An 18,513-nucleotide genomic window follows, 5' to 3' on the forward strand; every position below is an offset into this window, starting at 1 on the left:
GCCCCGGAGGGCGATCGCTCTCCGGGGCCCGTCGGCGTGCGCGCGGTCGGCCGTCGCGGGCCGTGGCAGGCCGTGGCGGGCCGTGGGGTGGGTCAGCCCTCCTGGGCGGTCGGGCGGTCGGCGGTCAGGCGGTGCCCGTCGGCGGCCTCGCCGGTACGGGTCTCGGTGCGGCGGCCGCGGGCCAGGTAGTCGCGCAGAACCAGTTCGACGGCGTCCTGGGGGCTCTTGGTGCCGGAAAGCATCATCGCGTCGATCGCGAGGTTCGCGTCGAGGGTGACGGTGACCTGGGCCATGTGACTCCTCCTCGGGTGCAGAGCAGCAGCATGCCCGCTGGGGCGGCGATCCACCACGGAACGGGGCGGAACCGCGGTCGGGAACGGTCGGGCACGCCGGGGCCCCGGGAACGCCGGAACCCCCGGGGAGGAGCGACCAGACTCTCCCCGGGGGTGGTGGGCGGTCAGCGTTCGGACGACGGCCGACAGCTGACGGATAACAGCTGACAGATGTTGAAAGCTGTCAGCTGTTATCTGTTACCCGTCAGCTGTTACCGGAGGTCCGTCAGCCGTGGACCGTGGACCGTGCGCCGTCCTCAGACCCGGCCGGCGAAGTCCGGGGCCCAGTTGGCGATGCTCTGCTCGCGGACACCCGAGCTCGGGTTGGCGGCCTCGACGTACTTGCCGTTGCCGACGTAGATCGCGACGTGGTAGACGCCGGAGTCCTTGCCGTTGTTGGACCAGAACAGCAGGTCGCCCGCCTGGAGGCTGTCCAGCGAGACGTGGGTGCTGGCGGCGGCCTGGTCGGCGGCGACGCGCGGGACGGAGATGCCCGCGGCGCGCAGCGCGGCCTGGGTCAGGCCGGAGCAGTCCCAGCCGCCGTTGCCGGTGCCGCCGTAGACGTACGCCTGACCGACCTTCGACTCGGCGAAGGAGACCGCGGCGGCCATGCTGCCGGTCGCGGCCGGCGCCTGGGTCTGGGTCTGCGTCTGGGCCTGGGGCTGCGGAGCGGGCTTGGTGGCGGGCTTCGCGGCCGGCTTGGTGGACGGCTTGGCGGCCGGGGCCTCCGGCTGCGCGGTCGGCTGGGCGTTCACGGCACCGCCGTTCGCGGACTGGCCGGACTTCTGCGAGCGGTCGAACCAGGTGAAGTCCGAGCCGGACGTGCCGGCGGAGGACTGGCCGGCCCGGGCCTGGCCGTTGCCGCCGAAGGAAAGCTGCTGGCCCGGGTAGATGGTGTCCGGACCCTCGGTCAGGGTGCCGCGGTTGAGGTCGTACAGCCGCTGCCAGCCGCCCTGCACCTTGTGCTGGTCGGCGATCGCGGACAGCCAGTCGCCCTCGACGACGGTGTAGTCGCCGCCCTGGGCCTGCTGCTGGCGCTTCTGCACCCAGTCGCTCCGGTTGCCGGAGGCGGCGGAGTCGGTGGAGGCCTGTGCGTCGCCCTGGGCGGGCGCGGCGGGCTTCGCGGCGGGGGTCTGCGGCTGCGCGGGCTTGGCGCTGGGCTTCGCGGCCGGAGCGGCCGGCTTGGCGCTCTGGGCGGGCGCGGCGGGCTTGGCGGCGGTCGAACCCGCCGAGGTGTCAACGGCGGCCGCGGCGCCGCCCTTGGTGAGCCCGGCCTGGACCGAGCAGACCGGCCAGGCGCCGGGGCCCTGCGAGGCGAGGACCTTCTCGGCGACGGCGATCTGCTGGTCCTTGGTGGCCAGGTCGGCACGGGCCGCGTAGGCCGTGCCGCCGAAGGCGGACCAGGTGCTGGAGGTGAACTGGAGGCCGCCGTAGAAGCCGTTGCCGGTGTTGATGCTCCAGTTGCCGCCGCTCTCGCACTGGGCGACCTTGTCCCAGGTGGCGACGGAGGCGGCCGAGGCGGTGCCGGTGGTGAGGCAGGGGACGGTGAGGCCGACGCCCGCGACGCCGAGGGCGGCGATCACGCGACGGGTACGGCCGGACAGACGGGTGCCGTTGGTGGGCAGCATGAAGACGTGGTCCTCTCCCACGCCTGCGAGGTGAGCTGTCGGATTCGGGCTGGAGTTGCCCGGCCGTGCGGTGAGCACGGCTTCACCCCTAGCCCTGGACCGTTCCGGAGAGCGGTCCGGGGCGACTTACCTGTGGGTCCCCCGCTCCTGCCGTGGTGCGTTTTCGCGCTTCCAGGACATCCGACGGCAGGACTCGGCGTTGCGGATGACCGGGTTCGTGTGGTCACGAACGGGGAGCACGTTAATCAGACTTAAGTTCAAACTGCAAACCACTGTGATGTGCATCACGGTTTAGTGGAAACTGCCAAAATTGCCACTCACCATGATCGTAAATGATCGTTTTCAGGCAATGCTGTTGTGGAAGCCGACAACTGGCTCCGCCTCAGGAGTGGCGTGACGGTGTGTCGAATCGCGGAGTGGCGCACTCCGGCGGGTGGGGGAGCGGTCGCGATCGGAGCATGTGAATCCGCGCTCCCTATTTCCTTTCAAATAGCGCCAGAACGGACATTCCCCTTCATTGCCGGGTGACTCCCGTACGGGACGGACGGGGTGGGGGGAAGTACGCGGAAGGGCCCGGAACGCGATCCGTTCCGGGCCCTTCGGTGCGCGCGAACCCGCGCGCGGTGTCCTTATCGTCCGCCAGGCCCCTCGGCGGCCGCGTGGGCGCCACGGGAGCCCTCCACGACCCCCTCGGCCTCGGCGGCGGCCGCCGCCTCCGCCTCGGCCCGCGCCAGGTCCTCCGGGGACGGCGTGGGCAGCGCGGCCAGGTAGGTGGAGGCGATCAGCTGGCCGACCGACGGGTAGGCGCCCAGCGGCGCGGCCGACGGGCAGCCGGTCTCCTCGGCGGCGGTGGCGAGCAGCTCGGAGTCCGCCTCCGGGCCGATCACCAGCGGGGCCAGCGCCGGGCGCTGCGAGCCGGTGTCCTTGAGGTGGTTGACGGCCGCGGCCACCGAGCCGGGCACGTCGAGCGCGGCGGCGACGACCGGCACGGCCAGCCGGGCGGCCAGCAGCACGCCGGTGATGCCGGCCGCGGCGGCCGCGTCCTCGCCGCCGACGGTGGTCAGCACCACGCCGTCCGCGGCGGTCGCGATGGCGAACAGTCGGGCGCGGTCGGCCCGGGCCAGCCCGGCCTCGGAGAGCCGGACGTGCACGGCCTCGGCCAGCAGCGGGTGCGGGCCCAGCGGGTCGGTGACGGGCGCGCCGTACTCGGCGGCGAGCGCGTGAAGCCCGGTCAGGAAGGTGTGCGGGCCGGGCACCAGTGGCACCAGGACGGGCATGGGCCGCCCGGCCTCGGCGGCCAGGGCCAGCAGCTCGGCCACGGTGCGGTCCTCGCCGCTCGCGCCCGCCGCACCGTCACCGGGGAGGTAGCCGACGGCGGTCTGGACGCCGTTCTGCTCGGTGCGGACGATCGAGAGCAGCTCCTCGACGACCGAGCGGGACTCGGGCCCGGCGGTCGCGGGCACGGCGAGCACCAGGGCCGGGGCGCCGGCCGGGATCTCGGGGCGCTCGGGACGACGGTGGCGCCCCCGCGCACGGGAGCCTGGAGTACGGACGGGCAGTGGCGCGCCCGGAATGGCTGCGGTGCTCATGCCGGAGATCGTAGGACATCGGCCCGTCCGGCTTGCAGTCGGCTGCCGTACGGGTTTCGCGTGCTCGCGGTACGGACCCGGTGCGTCTCCGGCGCCGGTCCGGGCGCTTTGCCTACAATCCGGACATTCTTCGCCCAACCCCCGCGTGGTGGCCGGTGCTTGTCCCGACGCGATCCGAGGGGGCGGGCGTTGCACCCGGGGCGCGTGAGATGTCTCACAGCATGAGCCCGGCTTGACGGAGGGTCACGGGCGGGCGACTCCCGGCATTCGAAGATCAACATTCAGCGGGGAGGTGCTCACGGCCGGTTATCGCGGGCTCGACGATTCATCGGCTATGTCCGTTTACGTACCGTCAGGGGAAGGGCCCGTGAAGAGTTCGCGGCTGCGGGTAAAAGGCCTCGTGCACCTGCAATGTCCCGTGCTGATGCACGTGCACTGCGGCTATCATCACGTCAAGTGAGGCGTTGTGCCGGACCGGTACGGGGCCGGTCCGTTCGTTTCGGCGGTGCCGGGGGCGCCGCGCTGGACGACAACTCCGGAGCTCTTCGGGAGATTTCTATGCACGACTCGCAGGACACGCACGGCTCGTACGACACCTACAACGGGATGGCCGCCGCCGATCTCCAGGGGGTGGTCTGGCAGAAGAGCCGGCACAGCAACTCCCAGGGCAACTGCGTCGAGTTCGCGGCCCTGCCGGGCGGCGATGTGGCGATGCGCAACTCGCGGTTCCCGGACGGCCCCGCCCTCATCTACACCCGGGCCGAGATCTCCGCCCTGCTGCTGGGGGCGAAGGACGGGGAGTTCGACCACCTGGCGGTCTGACCGGCCGCCGTGCTCCATCATCGGGGGGCCGTCGTGGGTGCCGACACCACGACGGCCTTTGTCTTTGTCTCCTCCGGATGTCTTCGCTCCGGAGGCCTCTCCCGGATCCGTCCGGCCGCCCGGCCCGCCCGGCCGCGCTGAGCCGCTCGCGGTTCCGTGGTGCCGGAGGCTCTCGACGGGGCCTGCTGGAAGCGCCCGGGGTGCGGTCCTCCCGGGGTGTCCGTCGACCGGCCGCGCGCCGTCCGGTGCGGGGTCCGTCCCGAAGGCGGGGCTCCTCCGGAGCGCAGGGTCTGTCCCGGGGTCAGGGCTCGTCCGGAACGCCGGGCCCGCTCGGAGCACGGGGCTCGCTGGGAGTGCAGGACCCGCTCGGAGCGCGGGGCCCGTCCTAGGCCGAGCGTCGATGCCGTCCGCCGACGTCGACGGGACCGTCGAGCGGTGAGCGGCCGCCGAGCCCGGGGTGTCCGTCCAGCGGGGAACCGCCGACCGACTCGGCCTCGAACATCGCCCAGACCACCTTGCCGCTGCCCAGCGGGTGCCAGCCCCAGGAGCGGCTGAACGACTCCACCAGGTGCAGCCCGCGGCCCGATTCGGCGACGAAGTCGGCCTCCCGGGCGACCGGGCCGGTGCTGCTCGGATCGCTCACCGCGCAGACCACCTGGGGTGCGCGGTGCACCAGGCTTATTCGGATCGGCAGCCGGCCGTCCGCGGTCGGCTTCATGGGAAAGTCGTACTCGCCCAGGGCGCCGCCCGACGGGTCGGGCCGTGCGCCGATCGCATGCCGGAGCGCGTTGGTCACGAGTTCCGAGGCCACCAGCGCGACGTCGTCGAACAGTTCCGTCAGGCCCCAGAGCTGGAGCGTGCTCCGAGCGAAGTCCCGCGCGGTTCTGACGGCTTCGAAGCGAGGAGCGAGCGTACAGGTGACCACATGGGGGTCAACCGCCAAAGCCGTACCGGTGCTCATGAAGAGCTCCTCCCATAAGGGGGCGGACACGGCTGGACCCGCCGGGGTCATGCCGGTCACCTCCGACTCGCTCGGCCGCTCGGCCGCCCCCTCGACCAGGCGCGCGCGCACTCGAACGCCCGATGACGCGGGGGACGCCGTCGGGTCGGTGCACGGAGTCGCGCGTGGGGTCGACGCGGAGCCCGCGGGATTGCCAGGGATGTGCAGGTGCACGTGCACCATGGTGGTGTGCGCTCACTGCAGATGCAAGAGTCGATTCACGTGCAGTCGCACTATTGGCATATGCAAGCGCCGAATGCACGTGCATCCTGGTGCGTGGAGTGCAGAACTGATAGGAACATCCGTCAGTATCGGCACCGTGAGCGCTCAACTGATGGCAGACTGTGCGCTGTTTGCCCTAGGTGGAGGTTTCGACCGCATGACCACAGTTCAGCCGGGCGGCGGCTCGATGGTCCGCCGGATCCTCCTCGGCTCGCAGCTGCGCCGCCTGCGTGAGGCGCGCGGCATCACCCGCGAGGACGCGGGCTACGCGATCCGGGCCTCCGAGTCCAAGATCAGCCGCATGGAACTCGGCCGCGTCAGCTTCAAGGAGCGCGACGTCGCCGACCTGCTCAGCCTGTACGGCGTGGACGACGGCATCGAGCGGGAAGCCCTGCTCGGCCTCGTCCGCGAGGCCAACAAGTCCGGCTGGTGGCACAGCTTCAACGACGTGCTGCCGGGCTGGTTCCAGACCTACGTCGGCCTGGAGGAGGCCGCCCAGCTCATCCGCACCTACGAGGTGCAGTTCATCCCCGGACTGCTGCAGTCCGAGGAGTACGCACGGGCGGTTTTCGGCCAGAGTCGGCCGGTCATCAGCGAGGAGGAGGTCGAACGGCGGGTCAGCCTCCGGCTGCGCCGTCAGAAGTTGCTGACCGAGGGGGCCAGCCCGCGCCTGTGGGCGGTCATCGACGAGGCCGCGCTGCGCCGGCCGGTCGGCGGGCCCCAGGTGATGCGCGGTCAGGTGCAGTACCTGATCGACGTCGCCGAGCAGGCCAACGTGGTGATCCAGGTCATGCCGTTCCGGTTCGGCGCGCACGCGGGCGAGTCCGGGGCGTTCACGATCCTGCGCTTCCCGGAGCAGGACCTCGCGGACGTGGTCTACCTGGAGCAGCTCACCAGCGCGCTCTACCTGGACAAGCGCGACGACGTCGACGCCTACATCCAGGTCATGGAGCGGCTCTGCGTGGACAGTCTCACGCCGGAGCGCACGATAGACCTGCTCGCCTCGATCCTGAAGGAACGCTGAGCCGCTGCCGTCCGGGGCCTGTGAGATCCCTCCCTCGCGAGGCCCCCGGCAGTCGGTCCGCCAGGCCGCCCACCCGCCGTCAGTCGCGGGCCGGCGGCCTCTCGCGTTCCGGCGGGGACGGCTGCGGCGGGCGGCCCAGCTCCCAGGCCAGGTCGTAGCGGCGGAAGAGGTCGGCCCGGATCGGCGCCAGCGGGATCTCGGCGCCCGGCAGCAGCACCCCGATGCAGCCGCCCATCAGCGCACTGCGCAGGACGGCGTGCTCGGCGACCGGGTCGGGCGCGCCCCAGTCGAGCAGCAGGCCCTGGAGCAGGGCCCCGAGCTGCTGCTGCTCCGGGTCCTGGACGAAGGCGCCGGTGTCCGGGTCGAGGATCAGCGCCAGGTGCGAGCGCATCACCCGGGGGTGGTCCAGTGCCAGCCCGAGCACGGTGTCGATCGCCCGGGCCAGCCGGGCGTTCGGCGAGGAACCGGGTGCCAGTTCCGCCAGGGCGCAGGCCAGCGACTGGTGCATCATCCGGTGCGTCGCGGACTGCATCAGCAGCCGTTTGCCGTCGAAGTAGTACGAGAGCAGCCCGCGGGCGAGTCCGGCCCGCTCGGCGATGTCCGTCAGCGTGGTGCCCGCGTATCCGCGCTGGTCAACCAGCTCGACGGTGGCCCGCATGATGCGTCGGCGGGAGCGTTGCCGCATCTCCTCATTGACCGAATCCCCGCGAGGTGCCATCGTGTCTGCTCCGAACGTTCGTTGGCTGCCAGCCAATATACTTGCGGAGCCGACAGCCGCACCGAGGAACCGTGCCCCGAGGGGCGCTGCCCGGGCGGCCGCCACGAAGACGGCCGGCTCCACCAACACGGGGGTTTGGTGGAGCCGGCGCCACGGCCCGACGGCCCGGAGATCGGCCGCGGGCGGGGCCCGGGGTCAGCGCTCGGTCAGGACTTCGGCGCGGGCCGCGGTCGACCCGGCTGATGAGTAATCATAATCCGGCACCGGCGCGGGAGTTGAGGCGCGGCGCCGGTCCACCAGGGCGCCCGCCGCCGCGACCACCAGGCCGACCAGGGCGACCATCGTGACGAACAGCAGCGCCGGCCGGTAGCCGTCCAGCTGGGCCTGCGGGCTGTCGCCGCCCGCGCTGCCGGCCGTGATCATCGCGGTCGCTCCGGCCAGGACCACCGCGGTGCCGACCTGGATCGCGGTGTTCACCAGGCCCGAGGCCAGGCCCTGCTCCTCGTCGCCCACGCCGTCGGTGGCGGCGATGTTCACCGAGGGGAAGGCGAAGGCGAAGCCCACGCCGAGCAGCAGCATCGAGGGCAGCACCAGGCCGGGGTACGAGCTGTGCTCGTCCAGCCGCAGGAACAGCGCGAAGGCGGCGACCAGCGAGAGCAGGCCGATCGGCAGCAGCCGCCCGGTGCCGAAGCGGTCCACGATCGGGCCCATGAAGGGCGCCGAGAGCGCGATGAGGGCCGCGGCGGGGAGCAGGCCGAGGGCCATCTCCAGCGCCGACCAGCCGAGCAGGTGCTGGAGGTAGAGGGTGACCACGAACTGGAAACCGCCGTACGCGCCGGTCATCGCGAAGGCGACCACGTTGGCCCGGGCGACCGAACCGTTGCGGAAGATGCCGAGCCGGACCAGCGGGTGCGCGGCGCGGCTCTCCACCCACAGGAAGGCGGCGGCCAGCAGGGCGACGACGAGCATCGAGCCGAGCGTGCGCGCGCTCAGCCAGCCGGCGCCCTGGGCCTCGGTGACGGTGAAGACCAGCAGCAGCACGGTCGCGGTGCCGGTGATCGCGCCCAGCGCGTCGTAGCCGCCCTTGGCGCGCTCCTCGACCGGGCGGGGGAGCAGCCGGACGGCGAAGACCAGCGCGAGCAGCGCGACCGGGACGGGCATCAGGAAGGTCCAGCGCCAGCCGACCGAGGTGAGCAGGCCGCTGAGCACCAGGCCGAGCGAGAAGCCGCTGGCACCGCAGGTGGTGTAGATCGACAGGGCGCGGTTGCGGGCCGGGCCCTCCGCGAAGGTCGTGGTGATGATCGACAGGCCGGCCGGGGCGGTGAAGGCGGCGCTGACGCCCTTGAGGAAGCGGGCCGCGATCAGCAGGCCGCCGTCGTCGACCAGGCCGCCGACCAGTGAGGCGGCGGCGAAGACGCCCAGGGCGACCAGGAACACCCGGCGGCGGCCGAGCAGGTCGGCGGCGCGTCCGCCGAGCAGCAGCAGACCGCCGTAACCGAGCACGTAGCCGGAGACCACCCACTGCAGGGTGGAGGTGGACAGGTGCAGGTCGGAGCCGATGGACGGGAGGGCGACGCCCACCATGGAGACGTCCAGGGCGTCCAGGAACATGGCGGCGCAGAGCACGATCAGGGTGCCCCAGAGGCGGGGAGTCCAGTGCGGCCCGCTGGTTGACGGGGCATCGGGTGATGGGACGGTCGCGGTGGTCATGGGGTGGACAGTACATGCACATGCATTCAATGCAAGTGAATTAGATGTGAACGCAATAATTGTCGATGCACGTGCTAGGGTGGCGGCGTGGCTGAACTCGACTCCCCGGCGGAGACCGGTCTCGTCGCGCAGTGGCGCGAGCTGCTGGCCCGGCACGCTGCCGCTGCCTGCATGCTCGACCGCGAGCTGGGCGACCGGTACGGGCTGGGCATGAGCGAGTTCGAGGTGCTGGAGCGCCTCGTCGAGGAGTGCGGGGGCGGCGGCGGGCCCGCGGTGCGGGTGAGCGAGCTGGCCCACACCGTCCACCTGAGCCAGAGCGCGCTCTCCCGGCTGATCGCCCGCCTGGAGAAGGCCGGACTGGTCACCCGGGCGATGTGTGAGAGCGACCGGCGGGGCGTCGTGCTCACCCTCACCGAGGCCGGGCGGGAACGGTACGAGCAGGCCAGGCCGCTCCACCGCCAGGTGCTGGAGCTGACCCTCGGCGGCGGACTCGGGCCGGCCTGCGGATCGTCCACCGACTGACGGATCGGTTTTCCGGCTGACGGAACGTCAAAAACCCCTGGCTGAAGCCTGGTTGGCCTCAGAGTAGCGAGTGCAGCCCCGGTGCGGCGGCCAGCAGGACGACCACGGCGGGCGCGGCGAGCGCCCCGACGGTGAGCCGCAGCCGGTGCGGGACGGAGAGCCGCGGACGGCCCGCGAGCAGCCGGTCGACCCGCTTCGGGGACTGCGCCAGGCCGGGCGGACAGGAGCCGAACACCCCGCGGTCCAGGTTGAGTTCGGCCAGCGCCAGGGCGGTGGTGTGCCGGCCGTGCCGACGGGCGGCCCGGTCGTCGGCGGCCAGCTCGACCAGCTCCGCCACCTGGTCCCGGAAGGCGCTGAACACGCCGACCCCGGGGAAGCCGGAGGCGAGCGCCTGGGCGAACTGCTGGAGCCAGTGGTGCCGGGCCCGGACGTGGCCGCGCTCATGGCTCAGCACGGCCGCCAGCTCCCGGTCGGTCAGCTGCCGGAGGGCGCCGGTGGTGACCACCAGCCGGGAGTCCGGTCCGGGCAGCGACCACGCCTCCGGGCGGACGTTCTCCAGGACCACCAGCCGCTCCCGGCGGCTCCGGTCGCTCTCGATGCTGTCCGGCAACTCGGGTGCCCGGGTGGACAGTTGGGCGTGCCGGCGATTGCGCAGCGCCTTGGCCGTGCGGACCTCGCGGGTGAGCGCCAGCACCGTCTGCACCCCGCCCGCGGCCAGTGCCGCGGCGCACAGCCGGCCCCAGCCCTCGGCCTCCTGGAGGCCGTACGCCGCCTCCACACCGTGCGGCGCGCCGCGGAACAGCAGCGCGCGCAGCTCCGGCAGGGCGGCGGAGGCCGCCAGGAGGAGGCCCAGCGCACAGCAGAGCAGGACGGCCACCACCAGGCACTGCCACACCAGCAGTGCCAGCACCGGTTCGCGCTCCGCCCAGCGGGCCCGGGCCAGCAGCCGGGGCGCGACGGTCGAGAGCAGCAGGCCGAGCAGCAGCAGGCCGATCAGGGCAGGCATCGATGGGCTCCCCGAGTACGCACGGAACGCGACAACGCGCTCCCCGCCAACCTATGCGCTGGCGACGTCCGGTGGAACGGCTTTCGTCCGGCCAGTGACCAACGCCACGCCCGGACGGGGGCCTTGGGGTGCCGGAGGTCGTGGCGTGCGGCCGTCACATGGTCAGGAGCATGGCGAACATGCCGATCCCCATGGTGAGTCGGCAGGCCTGTGGCAGACCGGCGGTGCCGACCGCGAGGGCGCCCGCCGGGGTGCGCAGCAGCCGGCTGCCGGTCCAGAGGGTGTACCCGCCGAAGTAGAGGAGGAGCGCCCCGGTCAGCACCGGAAGGCCCAGGGCGGCGGCCTGGTGGTGCCCGTGGCCGGAGGCGCCGGCCATCGCGAGGGCCATGTACGTCATGGCGAGCGCGCCGACCGCGTGGTGCAGGCGGTGCGCCCGCCCGGCAGGGGCGTGGACGGCGGCGAGCAGGAAGGCGGCGGCGGGGAGGCCGAAGAGCCCGGCCCAGACGGCGGCCGGGACGGTGGCGCCGGTGACGGCCATCGCGGCCATGCCGAGCCCCATCAGTGCCTCGGCGGCGTCGGACTCGCGGGCGAGCGGCCGGTGTGCGCCGCCCGGGGCGCAGGGGGAGTGGCGCAGCCGGGTCAGGCAGGAGGTGCCCGCGCCGGCGGCGAGGAGGGCGAGGAGCCAGTTGACCAGGGCGGGTCCGTGCAACGGAGGCCTCCCGGGGCGGTGGGCGACGGGGCGGCGGGCGGCGAACAGATGACAACGGACAGCGGTCAGCGAACAGATGATGAAATCTGTCGGCTGTCAGTTGTCACCCGTCGGCTGTCGCCCGTGCGCCGCCCCCGTGCGCGGCGGCGGACGTCCGGTCCACGATCACCGCACCCGGCCGGGCGTGGCCAGGGCGCGTACGGGGGCGCACAGTGGTGCCCGTCCTTGCGAAAGCCCTGGCCGCACGCCTGCCGCACGCCCACCGCACGCCTCGTGGCAAACCCCGGCCGCAGAGCGCGGTACCCGCCGGCCGGGCGTGCCCGCTCAGCCCTGGAGCCGCCCCGAGGCGACCACCCGGCTGAGGAACTGCCGGGTGCGCTCCTCCTGCGGGTCGCCGAACACCTGCTCCGGCGGCCCCTGTTCGAGCACCACCCCGCCGTCCAGGAAGCAGACCCGGTCGGCGACCTCGCGGGCGAAGCCCATCTCGTGGGTGGAGAGGACCATCGTCATCCCCTGCTCCTTGAGGTCCCGCACCACCGACAGCACCTCGCCGACCAGCACCGGGTCGAGCGCCGCGGTGATCTCGTCCAGGAGCAGCAGCCGCGGCCCGGTGGCCAGCGCGCGCACGATGGCGACCCGCTGCTGCTGCCCGCCGGACAGCCGGTCCGGGTACTCCTTCGCCTTGGCCGCCAGCCCGAGCCGGTCGAGCAGTTCCAGCGCCCGCGCCTCCGCCTCGGCCCGGGCGACCCGGTGCACCCGGCGCGGCGCGAGCGTGATGTTCTCCAGCACCGTCAGATGCGGGAACAGGTTGTACGACTGGAACACCACGCCGATCCGGCGCCGTACGGCGTCCTCGTCCGCGCGCGGATCGGTGATCTCCTCACCGTCCAGGAAGATCGCCCCGTCGTCGATCCCCTCCAGCAGGTTGACGCAGCGCATCAGCGTGGACTTGCCGGAGCCGGACGCCCCGATCAGCGCCGTCACCGAGTGCTCGGCCACGGCGAGGTCCACGTCGCGCAGCACCACCTGGTCGCCGAAGGTCTTGCGCACCGACTCCAGCCGGAGCACCTCGCTCGACGTCACACCGCACCTCCCTGCAGCTGGCGGCGGTTCATCCGGGTGGTCAGCCAGTCGGCGAACCGGGTCAACGGAATGGTCAGCACGATGAACACCAGCCCCGCCACCAGGTACGGCGTGAAGTTGAAGGACCGGGCCGCGATGATCTTCGCCGCGTACACCGCGTCGATCGCCCCGCCGATCGAGACCAGCCCGGTGTCCTTCTGGAGGCTCACCAGGTTGTTGAGCAGCGGCGGCACCACCCGGCGGACGGCCTGCGGCAGCACCACGTACCGCATCGCCTGCGCGTTGGTCAGCCCCAGCGACCGGGCCGCGGCGCGCTGGCTCGGGTGCACCGACTCGATGCCGGAGCGGAACACCTCGGAGACGTACGCGGAGTACGTCAGCACCAGCGCGGCCCCGCCCAGCAGCAGCGGATCGGTGGTCACCCCGGTCAGCCGCAGCGCCGGCACCCCGGTGATCATCACGAGCAGGCAGATGATCATCGGCAGCCCGAGGAAGAAGTCCACGTACGCGGTGGCCAGCAGCCGCACCGGCAGGAAGACCGGCCCGCGCAGCGTCCGCAGCACCGCCAGCAGCAGTCCGAACACCAGGATCAGCGCCCCGCAGCCGAGCATCAGCTCCAGGTTCAGCCGCAGCCCCTTCAGCACCTCGGGCAGTGCCTGGCGGGCGTAGTCGAGGTTGAAGAAGGTCCGCCGGGTCACCTCCCAGCCGGGGGAGTTGACGACCAGCAGGTAGAGCACGACGGCCGTCGCCAGGGTCGACGCGGTGGCGATCAGCGCCGAGCGGCGGGCCCGGGAACGCCGGTAGGCCTCGTGCGCCAGCCGCCGCTCGGACGGGCGGTAGCCGTCCTCCGCGGCCGGCGTCCCGGTCCGCGCCGCCGGGGCCTTGGCGAGGTCCACCGAGCCCTCCCGACCCGACGACTCCCCGCCCGACGACTCCCCGCTCGGCCGGGGGCCCAGGTCAGCACTCACTTCAGCACCGGTGCCGAGACGGCGTCGGAGAGCCACTGCTTCTCCAGCTTCGCCAGCGTGCCGTCGGCGCGCAGCGCGTCCACCGCCTGCGAGACGCAGCCGGTCAGCTTGGAGCCCTTGTCCAGCACCAGGCCGAACTGCTCGGCCCGCGAGGACACCTCGAACTGGCCGACCACCTGGGCTTCCGGCACCTCGGCGCCGGTGATGTAGAAGGCGGTCGGCAGGTCCACCACCAGCGCTTCGATCTGGCCGTTCTTCAGCGCCGCCTTGGCCAGGTCGTTGGAGTCGAAGACGGCCGGCTGGGTGCTCGGCTTGATGGTGTCGGTGATGGTGTCCAGGCTCGTGGTGCCGACCTGCGCGCCGAGCTTGGCGCCCTTGAGGTCGGCGATGCTCTTGGCCCCCGCCGCCTTGGAGTTCTTCAGCGCGATGACGGTCTGGCGCACGTCGTAGTAACCGGAGGAGAAGTCCACCGCCTGCTTGCGTTCGTCGCTGACGGACACCTGGTTGATGTCGAAGTCGAAGTCCTTGGCACCCGGGGAGGTCGCCTTGTTGAACGGCGCCACCACCCAGCTGACCTTCTCCTTCGGGTAGCCGAGCTTCTCGGCGACCGCGTAGGCCACGGCGGACTCGAAGCCCTTGCCGTTCTCCGGCTTGTCCTCGGTGAACCACGGGTCGTACGCGGGCTTGTCGGTGCCGACGGTCAGCGTCCCGGCGGTACGCGTGGCCAGCGCCCCCGGCGCGCAGCCCGCCGCCGACCCGGCCGCGCCCGAGGCGCCCGGGGCGGCGTCGGACTTCGAGTCCTGCGGCGCGCAGGCGGTCAGCACGGCCGCGGCGGCGACCAGCGCGGCGATGGGCAGTACGGCGGACGGCTTGCGGAGGGTCATGACGGGGCTCCAGGGAAAGGACCGGCGGGACGGAAGGAAGGTGAGGGGCACGGGAGGGCGCGACGGGCGGCCCGCATCCCGGCGGGTCACTTCCCCCCGGTGGCGGCGCCGGAACACACGCGGCATGGTCGGCGTACGGGCCCGCGTCCGCGGCGCCCCCCGAGCCGGACCGGCGGCAGCCGGGTCGGCGGCAGGCCGGTCAACAACAGCGGCGACAGCGGCAGCAGAGGCCGCGCGCGCGACAGCGACAGCGACGGCAGACGTGCCGACGGGAGGGCGCCCGGAACGGGCTGTCGTGGCGTACGGCCACCGTGATCACCGCCGGGAGCATGCGGGGAGGTTCGCATCAGAACGGCGCATCTGTCCAGAACATCCAGATCACTGTCCACATGCCGGACAACCCGCCTCTCGCCGAAGGTTTCCGCGCCGGAGCGGTGGTGCGCCGGAACTTTGCCCGTCCGGCCCCCCTTGAACGGGAGAACCTTTCGTACTTATGGTGTTCCCGTTGAAATAACTCCTGTCGAAGTGAGTCCACGATGCAGAATCTTTCGCCAAGGCTCGCTGTGGCGGCCGACGCCCCGGTCTCGACCCTCGCCGGCCACCCGGCCTGGCTGCGCCTGAAGGAGGCCGTCGAGACGCTGCGCCCGCTCCAGTCGAAGGACGGCTCGATCGACCTGGCCGCCGTCCAGCGGCACACGGTCGACCCGCTGGTCGCGACCGTCCGCGCCGCCGTCCAGGAGCTCGCTCCGAACTTCCCGCACGACGCCGCCTACCTGGCCGCCGTCGACGCGGACCTCGCCAAGTGGGCCGACACCGGCTACCGCGAGCCCGACTTCCTGGACTCGCTCCTCGCCTTCCAGCCCGCCGCCCAGCGCGAGGACGGGCTGGAGCACCTGGTCGTCTTCCCGATGTACACCCAGAACGGCAACCCGGACCGCAACCTGGAAGCCGTCCTGCTGAGCGTCGTGTGGCCCGACTGGCTGGCCGAGCTGGAGCGCACCCGCTTCGACAACCCGATGTTCGTGCCGATCACCTTCACGGACTTCACCGCCGGCTACGACACCAACTCCGCCGTGCTCTTCCCCGAGACGGTCTCCGTGCGCAAGGCGCCGGAACGATTCACCTGGGGCGGCATCTTCTGCGACCGCGAGGCCGCGCGCTTCCGCGCCGTCACCACCAGCGCCGTCCAGCAGCTCGGCCTGGAGATCCCGGCCGACGCCGAGGGCCTGCTCCAGGACCAGCAGCGCGCGCAGGAGACCTTCGTCCTGTGGGACCTGGTCCACGACCGCACCCACAGCCACGGCGACCTGCCGTTCGACCCCTTCATGATCAAGCAGCGCAGCCCGTTCTGGATGTACGGCCTGGAGGAGCTCCGCTGCGACCTCACCACCTTCAAGGAGGCGGTGCAGCTGGAGACCGAGGGCAACCCGCACGCCCGCGACGTCCAGTACGCGGTCCTCTTCGACCGCCTGTTCCGCTTCCCGGTCTCCGGCGACCGGGTGCGCAACTACGACGGCCTCGGCGGCCAGCTGCTCTTCGCCTACCTGCACAAGCACGACGCGCTGCGCTGGCGCGACAACCGCCTCAGCATCGACTGGGAGCGCGCCCAGCAGGTCACCAACGCGCTCTGCGCCGAGATCGAGACCCTCTACCGCGACGGCATCGACCGGCCGAAGCCGGCCCACTGGATCGCCGCGTACGAGCTGGTCTCCCGCTACCTCACCCCGCACCCGGCCTCCACCTGGGCGAAGGGCTCCGAGGCCCTGCCGCTCGACATCACCGACGGCAAGGCCCTCAACAAGGCCCTCTGCGACGCCGTGCTCCCGGACGAGTTCCCGCTGAGCATGTTCTACGAGGCCCTCAACAAGAAGCTGAGCGGCGTCATCGCCGCCACCGCCGGCATCACCGGCGCCGGGATCCAGGGAGCCGCCGCGTGACCACCTCCACCAACGCCCCGCTGGCCGGCAAGGTCATCGCCGTCGCCGGAGCCAGCGGCCCGGCCGGCCGCGCCGTGCTGCGCCGCCTCACCGCCGACGGTGCCACCGTGATCGGCGCCGACATCGACGCCCAGCGCCTGGAGTCCGCACTGGACGCCACCCGGGTGGCCGTCCGCGGGGCCAAGGTCAGCGGTCAGGTGATCGACCTGCTCGACCCCCAGGAGGTCCACGACTGGGCCGACCACCTGGAGTCCGAGCACGGCCACGTCGACGGCCTGTTCCACCTGGTCGGCGGTTGGCGCGGCGGCAAGACCTTCTTCGACACCCGGCTGGACGACTGGGACTTCCTGCACGACACCGTCGTGCGCACCCTCCAGCACACCTCGCTGGCCTTCCAGCCCGCGCTGGTCCGCAGCACCGCCGGCCGCTACGCGATGATCTCCGCCGCGGCCGCGCACAAGCCCACCGCGGGCGGCGCCGCCTACGCGGCCGCCAAGGCCGCCACCGAGGCGTGGACCCTCGCCATGGCCGACTCCTTCAAGAAGGAGACCACCGCCCCCGACGGCGAGCCCACCGCGGCGGCTGCGATCCTGGTCATCAAGGCGCTGGTCAGTCCCGAAATGCGGGCCGAGAAGCCGGAGGCGAAGTTCGCCGGCTTCACCGACACCGCCGACCTCGCCGGACACCTGGCGGGCCTCTGGGACCGCCCCGCAGCAGAACTGAACGGACAGCACCTGTGGCTGACAGCCCGATGACCGACCTCACCCGTACGGACGCGGTACGGCGGCACGACCCCGCCGTCCGCGGCTTCGCCAGCGACAACTACGCCGGCGTGCACCCGGAGGTCCTCGCCGCGATAGCCCTCGCCAACGGCGGCCACCAGATCGCCTACGGCGAGGACGACTACACGGCCCACCTCCAGGACGTCTTCCGCCGCCACTTCGGCGACAAGGCCGAGGCCTACCCCGTCTTCAACGGCACCGGCGCCAACGTGGTCGCCCTCCAGGCCCTGCTCCCGCGCTGGGGCGCGGTGGTCTGCGCCGAGTCCGCCCACATCCACGTGGACGAGGGCGGCGCCCCGGAGAAGATGGGCGGCATCAAGCTGCTCACCGTCCCCACCCCGGACGGCAAGCTCACCCCCGAGCTGCTCGACCAGCAGGCCTGGGGCTTCGGCGACGAGCACCGCGCGCAGCCGCTCGCGGTCTCCATCACCCAGAGCACCGAGCTCGGCACCCTCTACACCGCCGACGAGATCCGCGCGATCACCGAGCACGCCCACCAGCTGGGCATGCTCGTCCACGTGGACGGCTCCCGCCTGGCCAACGCCGCCGCCTCGCTCGGCCAGCCGCTGCGCGCCTTCACCACCGACGTGGGCGTCGACGTGCTCTCCTTCGGCGGGACGAAGAACGGCCTGCTGTTCGGCGAGGTCGTGGTGGTGCTCAACCCGGAGCGGGTTCGCAACATCACGTACCTGCGCAAGACCTCGATGCAGCTCGCCTCGAAGATGCGCTTCGTCTCGGTCCAGTTCGAGGCCCTGCTCTCCGGCGACCTCTACCTGCGCAACGCCGGCCACGCCAACGCGATGGCCAGCCGCCTGGAGGCCGCGGTCCGGAAGATCGACGGCGTCGAGGTGGTCCGCCCGGCCCAGGCGAACGCGGTGTTCGCGATCCTCCCGCGCGAGGTGAGCGAGCGGCTCCAGAAGCGCTACCGCTTCTACTTCTGGAACGAGCACACCGGCGAGGTCCGCTGGATGTGCGCCTTCGACACCACGGAGGCCGACATCGACGCCTTCGCGGCGGCCATCGCCGAGGAGATGGGCCGCGCCTGACGGTGCTCGAACGACGGATCGTCCCGTCCCGCGACAGCGGGGCGGGACGATTTGCATGTGGCGGGCCGGTGCCCGTACAGTTCCGGAGTCGCCGCGGGAGACCGGGGCGGCAAAGCGGAAAGTGAATCCGATGAATGAAACTCCGGAAAACGGAGCGGAAAACATCTGATAAGCTGGAAACACGAAAGAACGAAGCCCGGAGGGTCCGCTGGAAGGCGGTCCGAAGGAAGCGTCCGTTCCTTGAGAACTCAACAGCGTGCCAAAAGTCAACGCCAGATATGTTGACATCCCCGGCCTCGGTCATTGCGACTGGGGTTGGAGATTCCTTTTGAAACAAACACTAGCGAGGACGCAGTGCGCGGGATCACCCTATTCCGGTGGTTGCCGTGCCGCTCAACGCGGGTGTGGACCGGCCCTGCTTGATTGTCGGGGCCGAGTAAACATTCACGGAGAGTTTGATCCTGGCTCAGGACGAACGCTGGCGGCGTGCTTAACACATGCAAGTCGAACGGTGAAGCCCTTCGGGGTGGA

At 71.9% G+C, this 18,513-nt stretch carries 17 protein-coding genes, 1 rRNA gene and 1 riboswitch; of the genes, 7 read left to right on the forward strand and 11 right to left on the reverse strand.

The window, feature by feature from the left end; all coding sequences use genetic code 11:
* Nucleotides 1-92: 92 nt before the first annotated feature.
* The 3 genes from ACFU7Z_RS17340 to ACFU7Z_RS17350 form a co-directional block, all read right to left on the reverse strand.
* Nucleotides 93-293 (reverse strand): hypothetical protein, encoded by a 201-nt coding sequence (locus ACFU7Z_RS17340; protein ID WP_117492512.1) that lies wholly within the window; start codon nt 291-293, stop codon nt 93-95.
* 296 nt (nt 294-589) lie between these two features.
* The gene (locus ACFU7Z_RS17345; protein ID WP_380778039.1) at nt 590-1,981 is read right to left on the reverse strand and encodes a transglycosylase family protein; all 1,392 of its coding nucleotides are present in this window, start codon (nt 1,979-1,981) and stop codon (nt 590-592) included.
* Nucleotides 1,968-2,138: riboswitch (cyclic di-AMP (ydaO/yuaA leader) on the reverse strand. It overlaps the preceding gene by 14 nt.
* A gap of 451 nt (nt 2,139-2,589) precedes the next feature.
* Nucleotides 2,590-3,549, reverse strand: a complete 960-nt coding sequence (locus ACFU7Z_RS17350; RefSeq protein ID WP_234348297.1) for a hypothetical protein — start codon at nt 3,547-3,549, stop codon at nt 2,590-2,592.
* A 558-nt stretch (nt 3,550-4,107) separates the two neighbouring features.
* On the opposite strand from ACFU7Z_RS17350, the gene ACFU7Z_RS17355 reads away from it, so the two are divergent.
* On the forward strand, nt 4,108-4,371 hold the full coding sequence (locus tag ACFU7Z_RS17355) for a DUF397 domain-containing protein (protein WP_074004386.1): 264 nt from the start codon (nt 4,108-4,110) through the stop codon (nt 4,369-4,371).
* A gap of 385 nt (nt 4,372-4,756) precedes the next feature.
* On the opposite strand, the gene ACFU7Z_RS17360 is transcribed toward ACFU7Z_RS17355, so the two are convergent.
* Nucleotides 4,757-5,332, reverse strand: a complete 576-nt coding sequence (locus tag ACFU7Z_RS17360; RefSeq protein WP_241853036.1) for an ATP-binding protein — start codon at nt 5,330-5,332, stop codon at nt 4,757-4,759.
* 418 nt (nt 5,333-5,750) lie between these two features.
* Here ACFU7Z_RS17360 and ACFU7Z_RS17365 point away from each other — a divergent pair, with 418 nt between their 5' ends.
* Nucleotides 5,751-6,617, forward strand: coding sequence for a helix-turn-helix transcriptional regulator (locus tag ACFU7Z_RS17365; RefSeq protein WP_049650560.1), 867 nt, complete (start codon nt 5,751-5,753; stop codon nt 6,615-6,617).
* 79 nt (nt 6,618-6,696) lie between these two features.
* On the opposite strand, the gene ACFU7Z_RS17370 is transcribed toward ACFU7Z_RS17365, so the two are convergent.
* Together ACFU7Z_RS17370 and ACFU7Z_RS17375 are read right to left on the reverse strand one after the other, a co-directional pair.
* Nucleotides 6,697-7,302 (reverse strand): TetR/AcrR family transcriptional regulator, encoded by a 606-nt coding sequence (locus ACFU7Z_RS17370; RefSeq protein WP_049650559.1) that lies wholly within the window; start codon nt 7,300-7,302, stop codon nt 6,697-6,699.
* Between the two features lie 228 nt (nt 7,303-7,530).
* Nucleotides 7,531-9,045 (reverse strand): MFS transporter, encoded by a 1,515-nt coding sequence (locus tag ACFU7Z_RS17375; RefSeq protein ID WP_380778041.1) that lies wholly within the window; start codon nt 9,043-9,045, stop codon nt 7,531-7,533.
* 87 nt (nt 9,046-9,132) lie between these two features.
* On the opposite strand from ACFU7Z_RS17375, the gene ACFU7Z_RS17380 reads away from it, so the two are divergent.
* On the forward strand, nt 9,133-9,567 hold the full coding sequence (locus ACFU7Z_RS17380) for a MarR family winged helix-turn-helix transcriptional regulator (RefSeq protein ID WP_049650557.1): 435 nt from the start codon (nt 9,133-9,135) through the stop codon (nt 9,565-9,567).
* Between the two features lie 58 nt (nt 9,568-9,625).
* Here ACFU7Z_RS17380 and ACFU7Z_RS17385 read toward each other — a convergent pair whose 3' ends face one another.
* The 5 genes from ACFU7Z_RS17385 to ACFU7Z_RS17405 all read right to left on the reverse strand — a co-directional run bounded on the left by ACFU7Z_RS17385 (nt 9,626) and on the right by ACFU7Z_RS17405 (nt 14,217).
* A complete protein-coding gene (locus ACFU7Z_RS17385; RefSeq protein WP_049650556.1) occupies nt 9,626-10,573 on the reverse strand; it encodes a M56 family metallopeptidase in 948 nt (315 codons plus the stop codon).
* 154 nt (nt 10,574-10,727) lie between these two features.
* Nucleotides 10,728-11,282, reverse strand: a complete 555-nt coding sequence (locus tag ACFU7Z_RS17390; protein ID WP_380778044.1) for a DUF5134 domain-containing protein — start codon at nt 11,280-11,282, stop codon at nt 10,728-10,730.
* Between the two features lie 324 nt (nt 11,283-11,606).
* Entirely contained in the window at nt 11,607-12,365 is a 759-nt protein-coding gene (locus ACFU7Z_RS17395; protein WP_380778046.1) for an amino acid ABC transporter ATP-binding protein, read from the reverse strand.
* A complete protein-coding gene (locus tag ACFU7Z_RS17400; protein WP_117492502.1) occupies nt 12,362-13,261 on the reverse strand; it encodes an amino acid ABC transporter permease in 900 nt (299 codons plus the stop codon). Before ACFU7Z_RS17400 ends, ACFU7Z_RS17395 begins: the two co-directional genes overlap by 4 nt.
* Before the next feature lie 68 nt (nt 13,262-13,329).
* Nucleotides 13,330-14,217 carry an ABC transporter substrate-binding protein gene (locus ACFU7Z_RS17405; RefSeq protein WP_380778049.1) on the reverse strand — a complete coding sequence of 296 codons (888 nt, stop codon included), beginning with the start codon at nt 14,215-14,217 and terminating at the stop codon, nt 13,330-13,332.
* 536 nt (nt 14,218-14,753) lie between these two features.
* Here ACFU7Z_RS17405 and ACFU7Z_RS17410 point away from each other — a divergent pair.
* The 4 genes from ACFU7Z_RS17410 to ACFU7Z_RS17425 all read left to right on the forward strand — a co-directional run.
* Nucleotides 14,754-16,154 (forward strand): DUF6421 family protein, encoded by a 1,401-nt coding sequence (locus ACFU7Z_RS17410; protein ID WP_049650551.1) that lies wholly within the window; start codon nt 14,754-14,756, stop codon nt 16,152-16,154.
* Complete coding sequence (locus tag ACFU7Z_RS17415; protein WP_079272480.1) at nt 16,151-16,909, forward strand: SDR family oxidoreductase; 759 nt, start codon at nt 16,151-16,153, stop codon at nt 16,907-16,909. Before ACFU7Z_RS17410 ends, ACFU7Z_RS17415 begins: the two co-directional genes overlap by 4 nt.
* Entirely contained in the window at nt 16,906-17,982 is a 1,077-nt protein-coding gene (locus ACFU7Z_RS17420; RefSeq protein WP_049650550.1) for a low specificity L-threonine aldolase, read from the forward strand. Before ACFU7Z_RS17415 ends, ACFU7Z_RS17420 begins: the two co-directional genes overlap by 4 nt.
* Nucleotides 17,983-18,425: 443 nt before the next feature.
* Nucleotides 18,426-18,513, forward strand: a 16S ribosomal RNA gene (locus tag ACFU7Z_RS17425); the annotation flags it as partial.

Source organism: Kitasatospora sp. NPDC057518, assembly GCF_042802075.1.
Taxonomy (GTDB): Bacteria; Actinomycetota; Actinomycetes; order Streptomycetales; family Streptomycetaceae; genus Kitasatospora.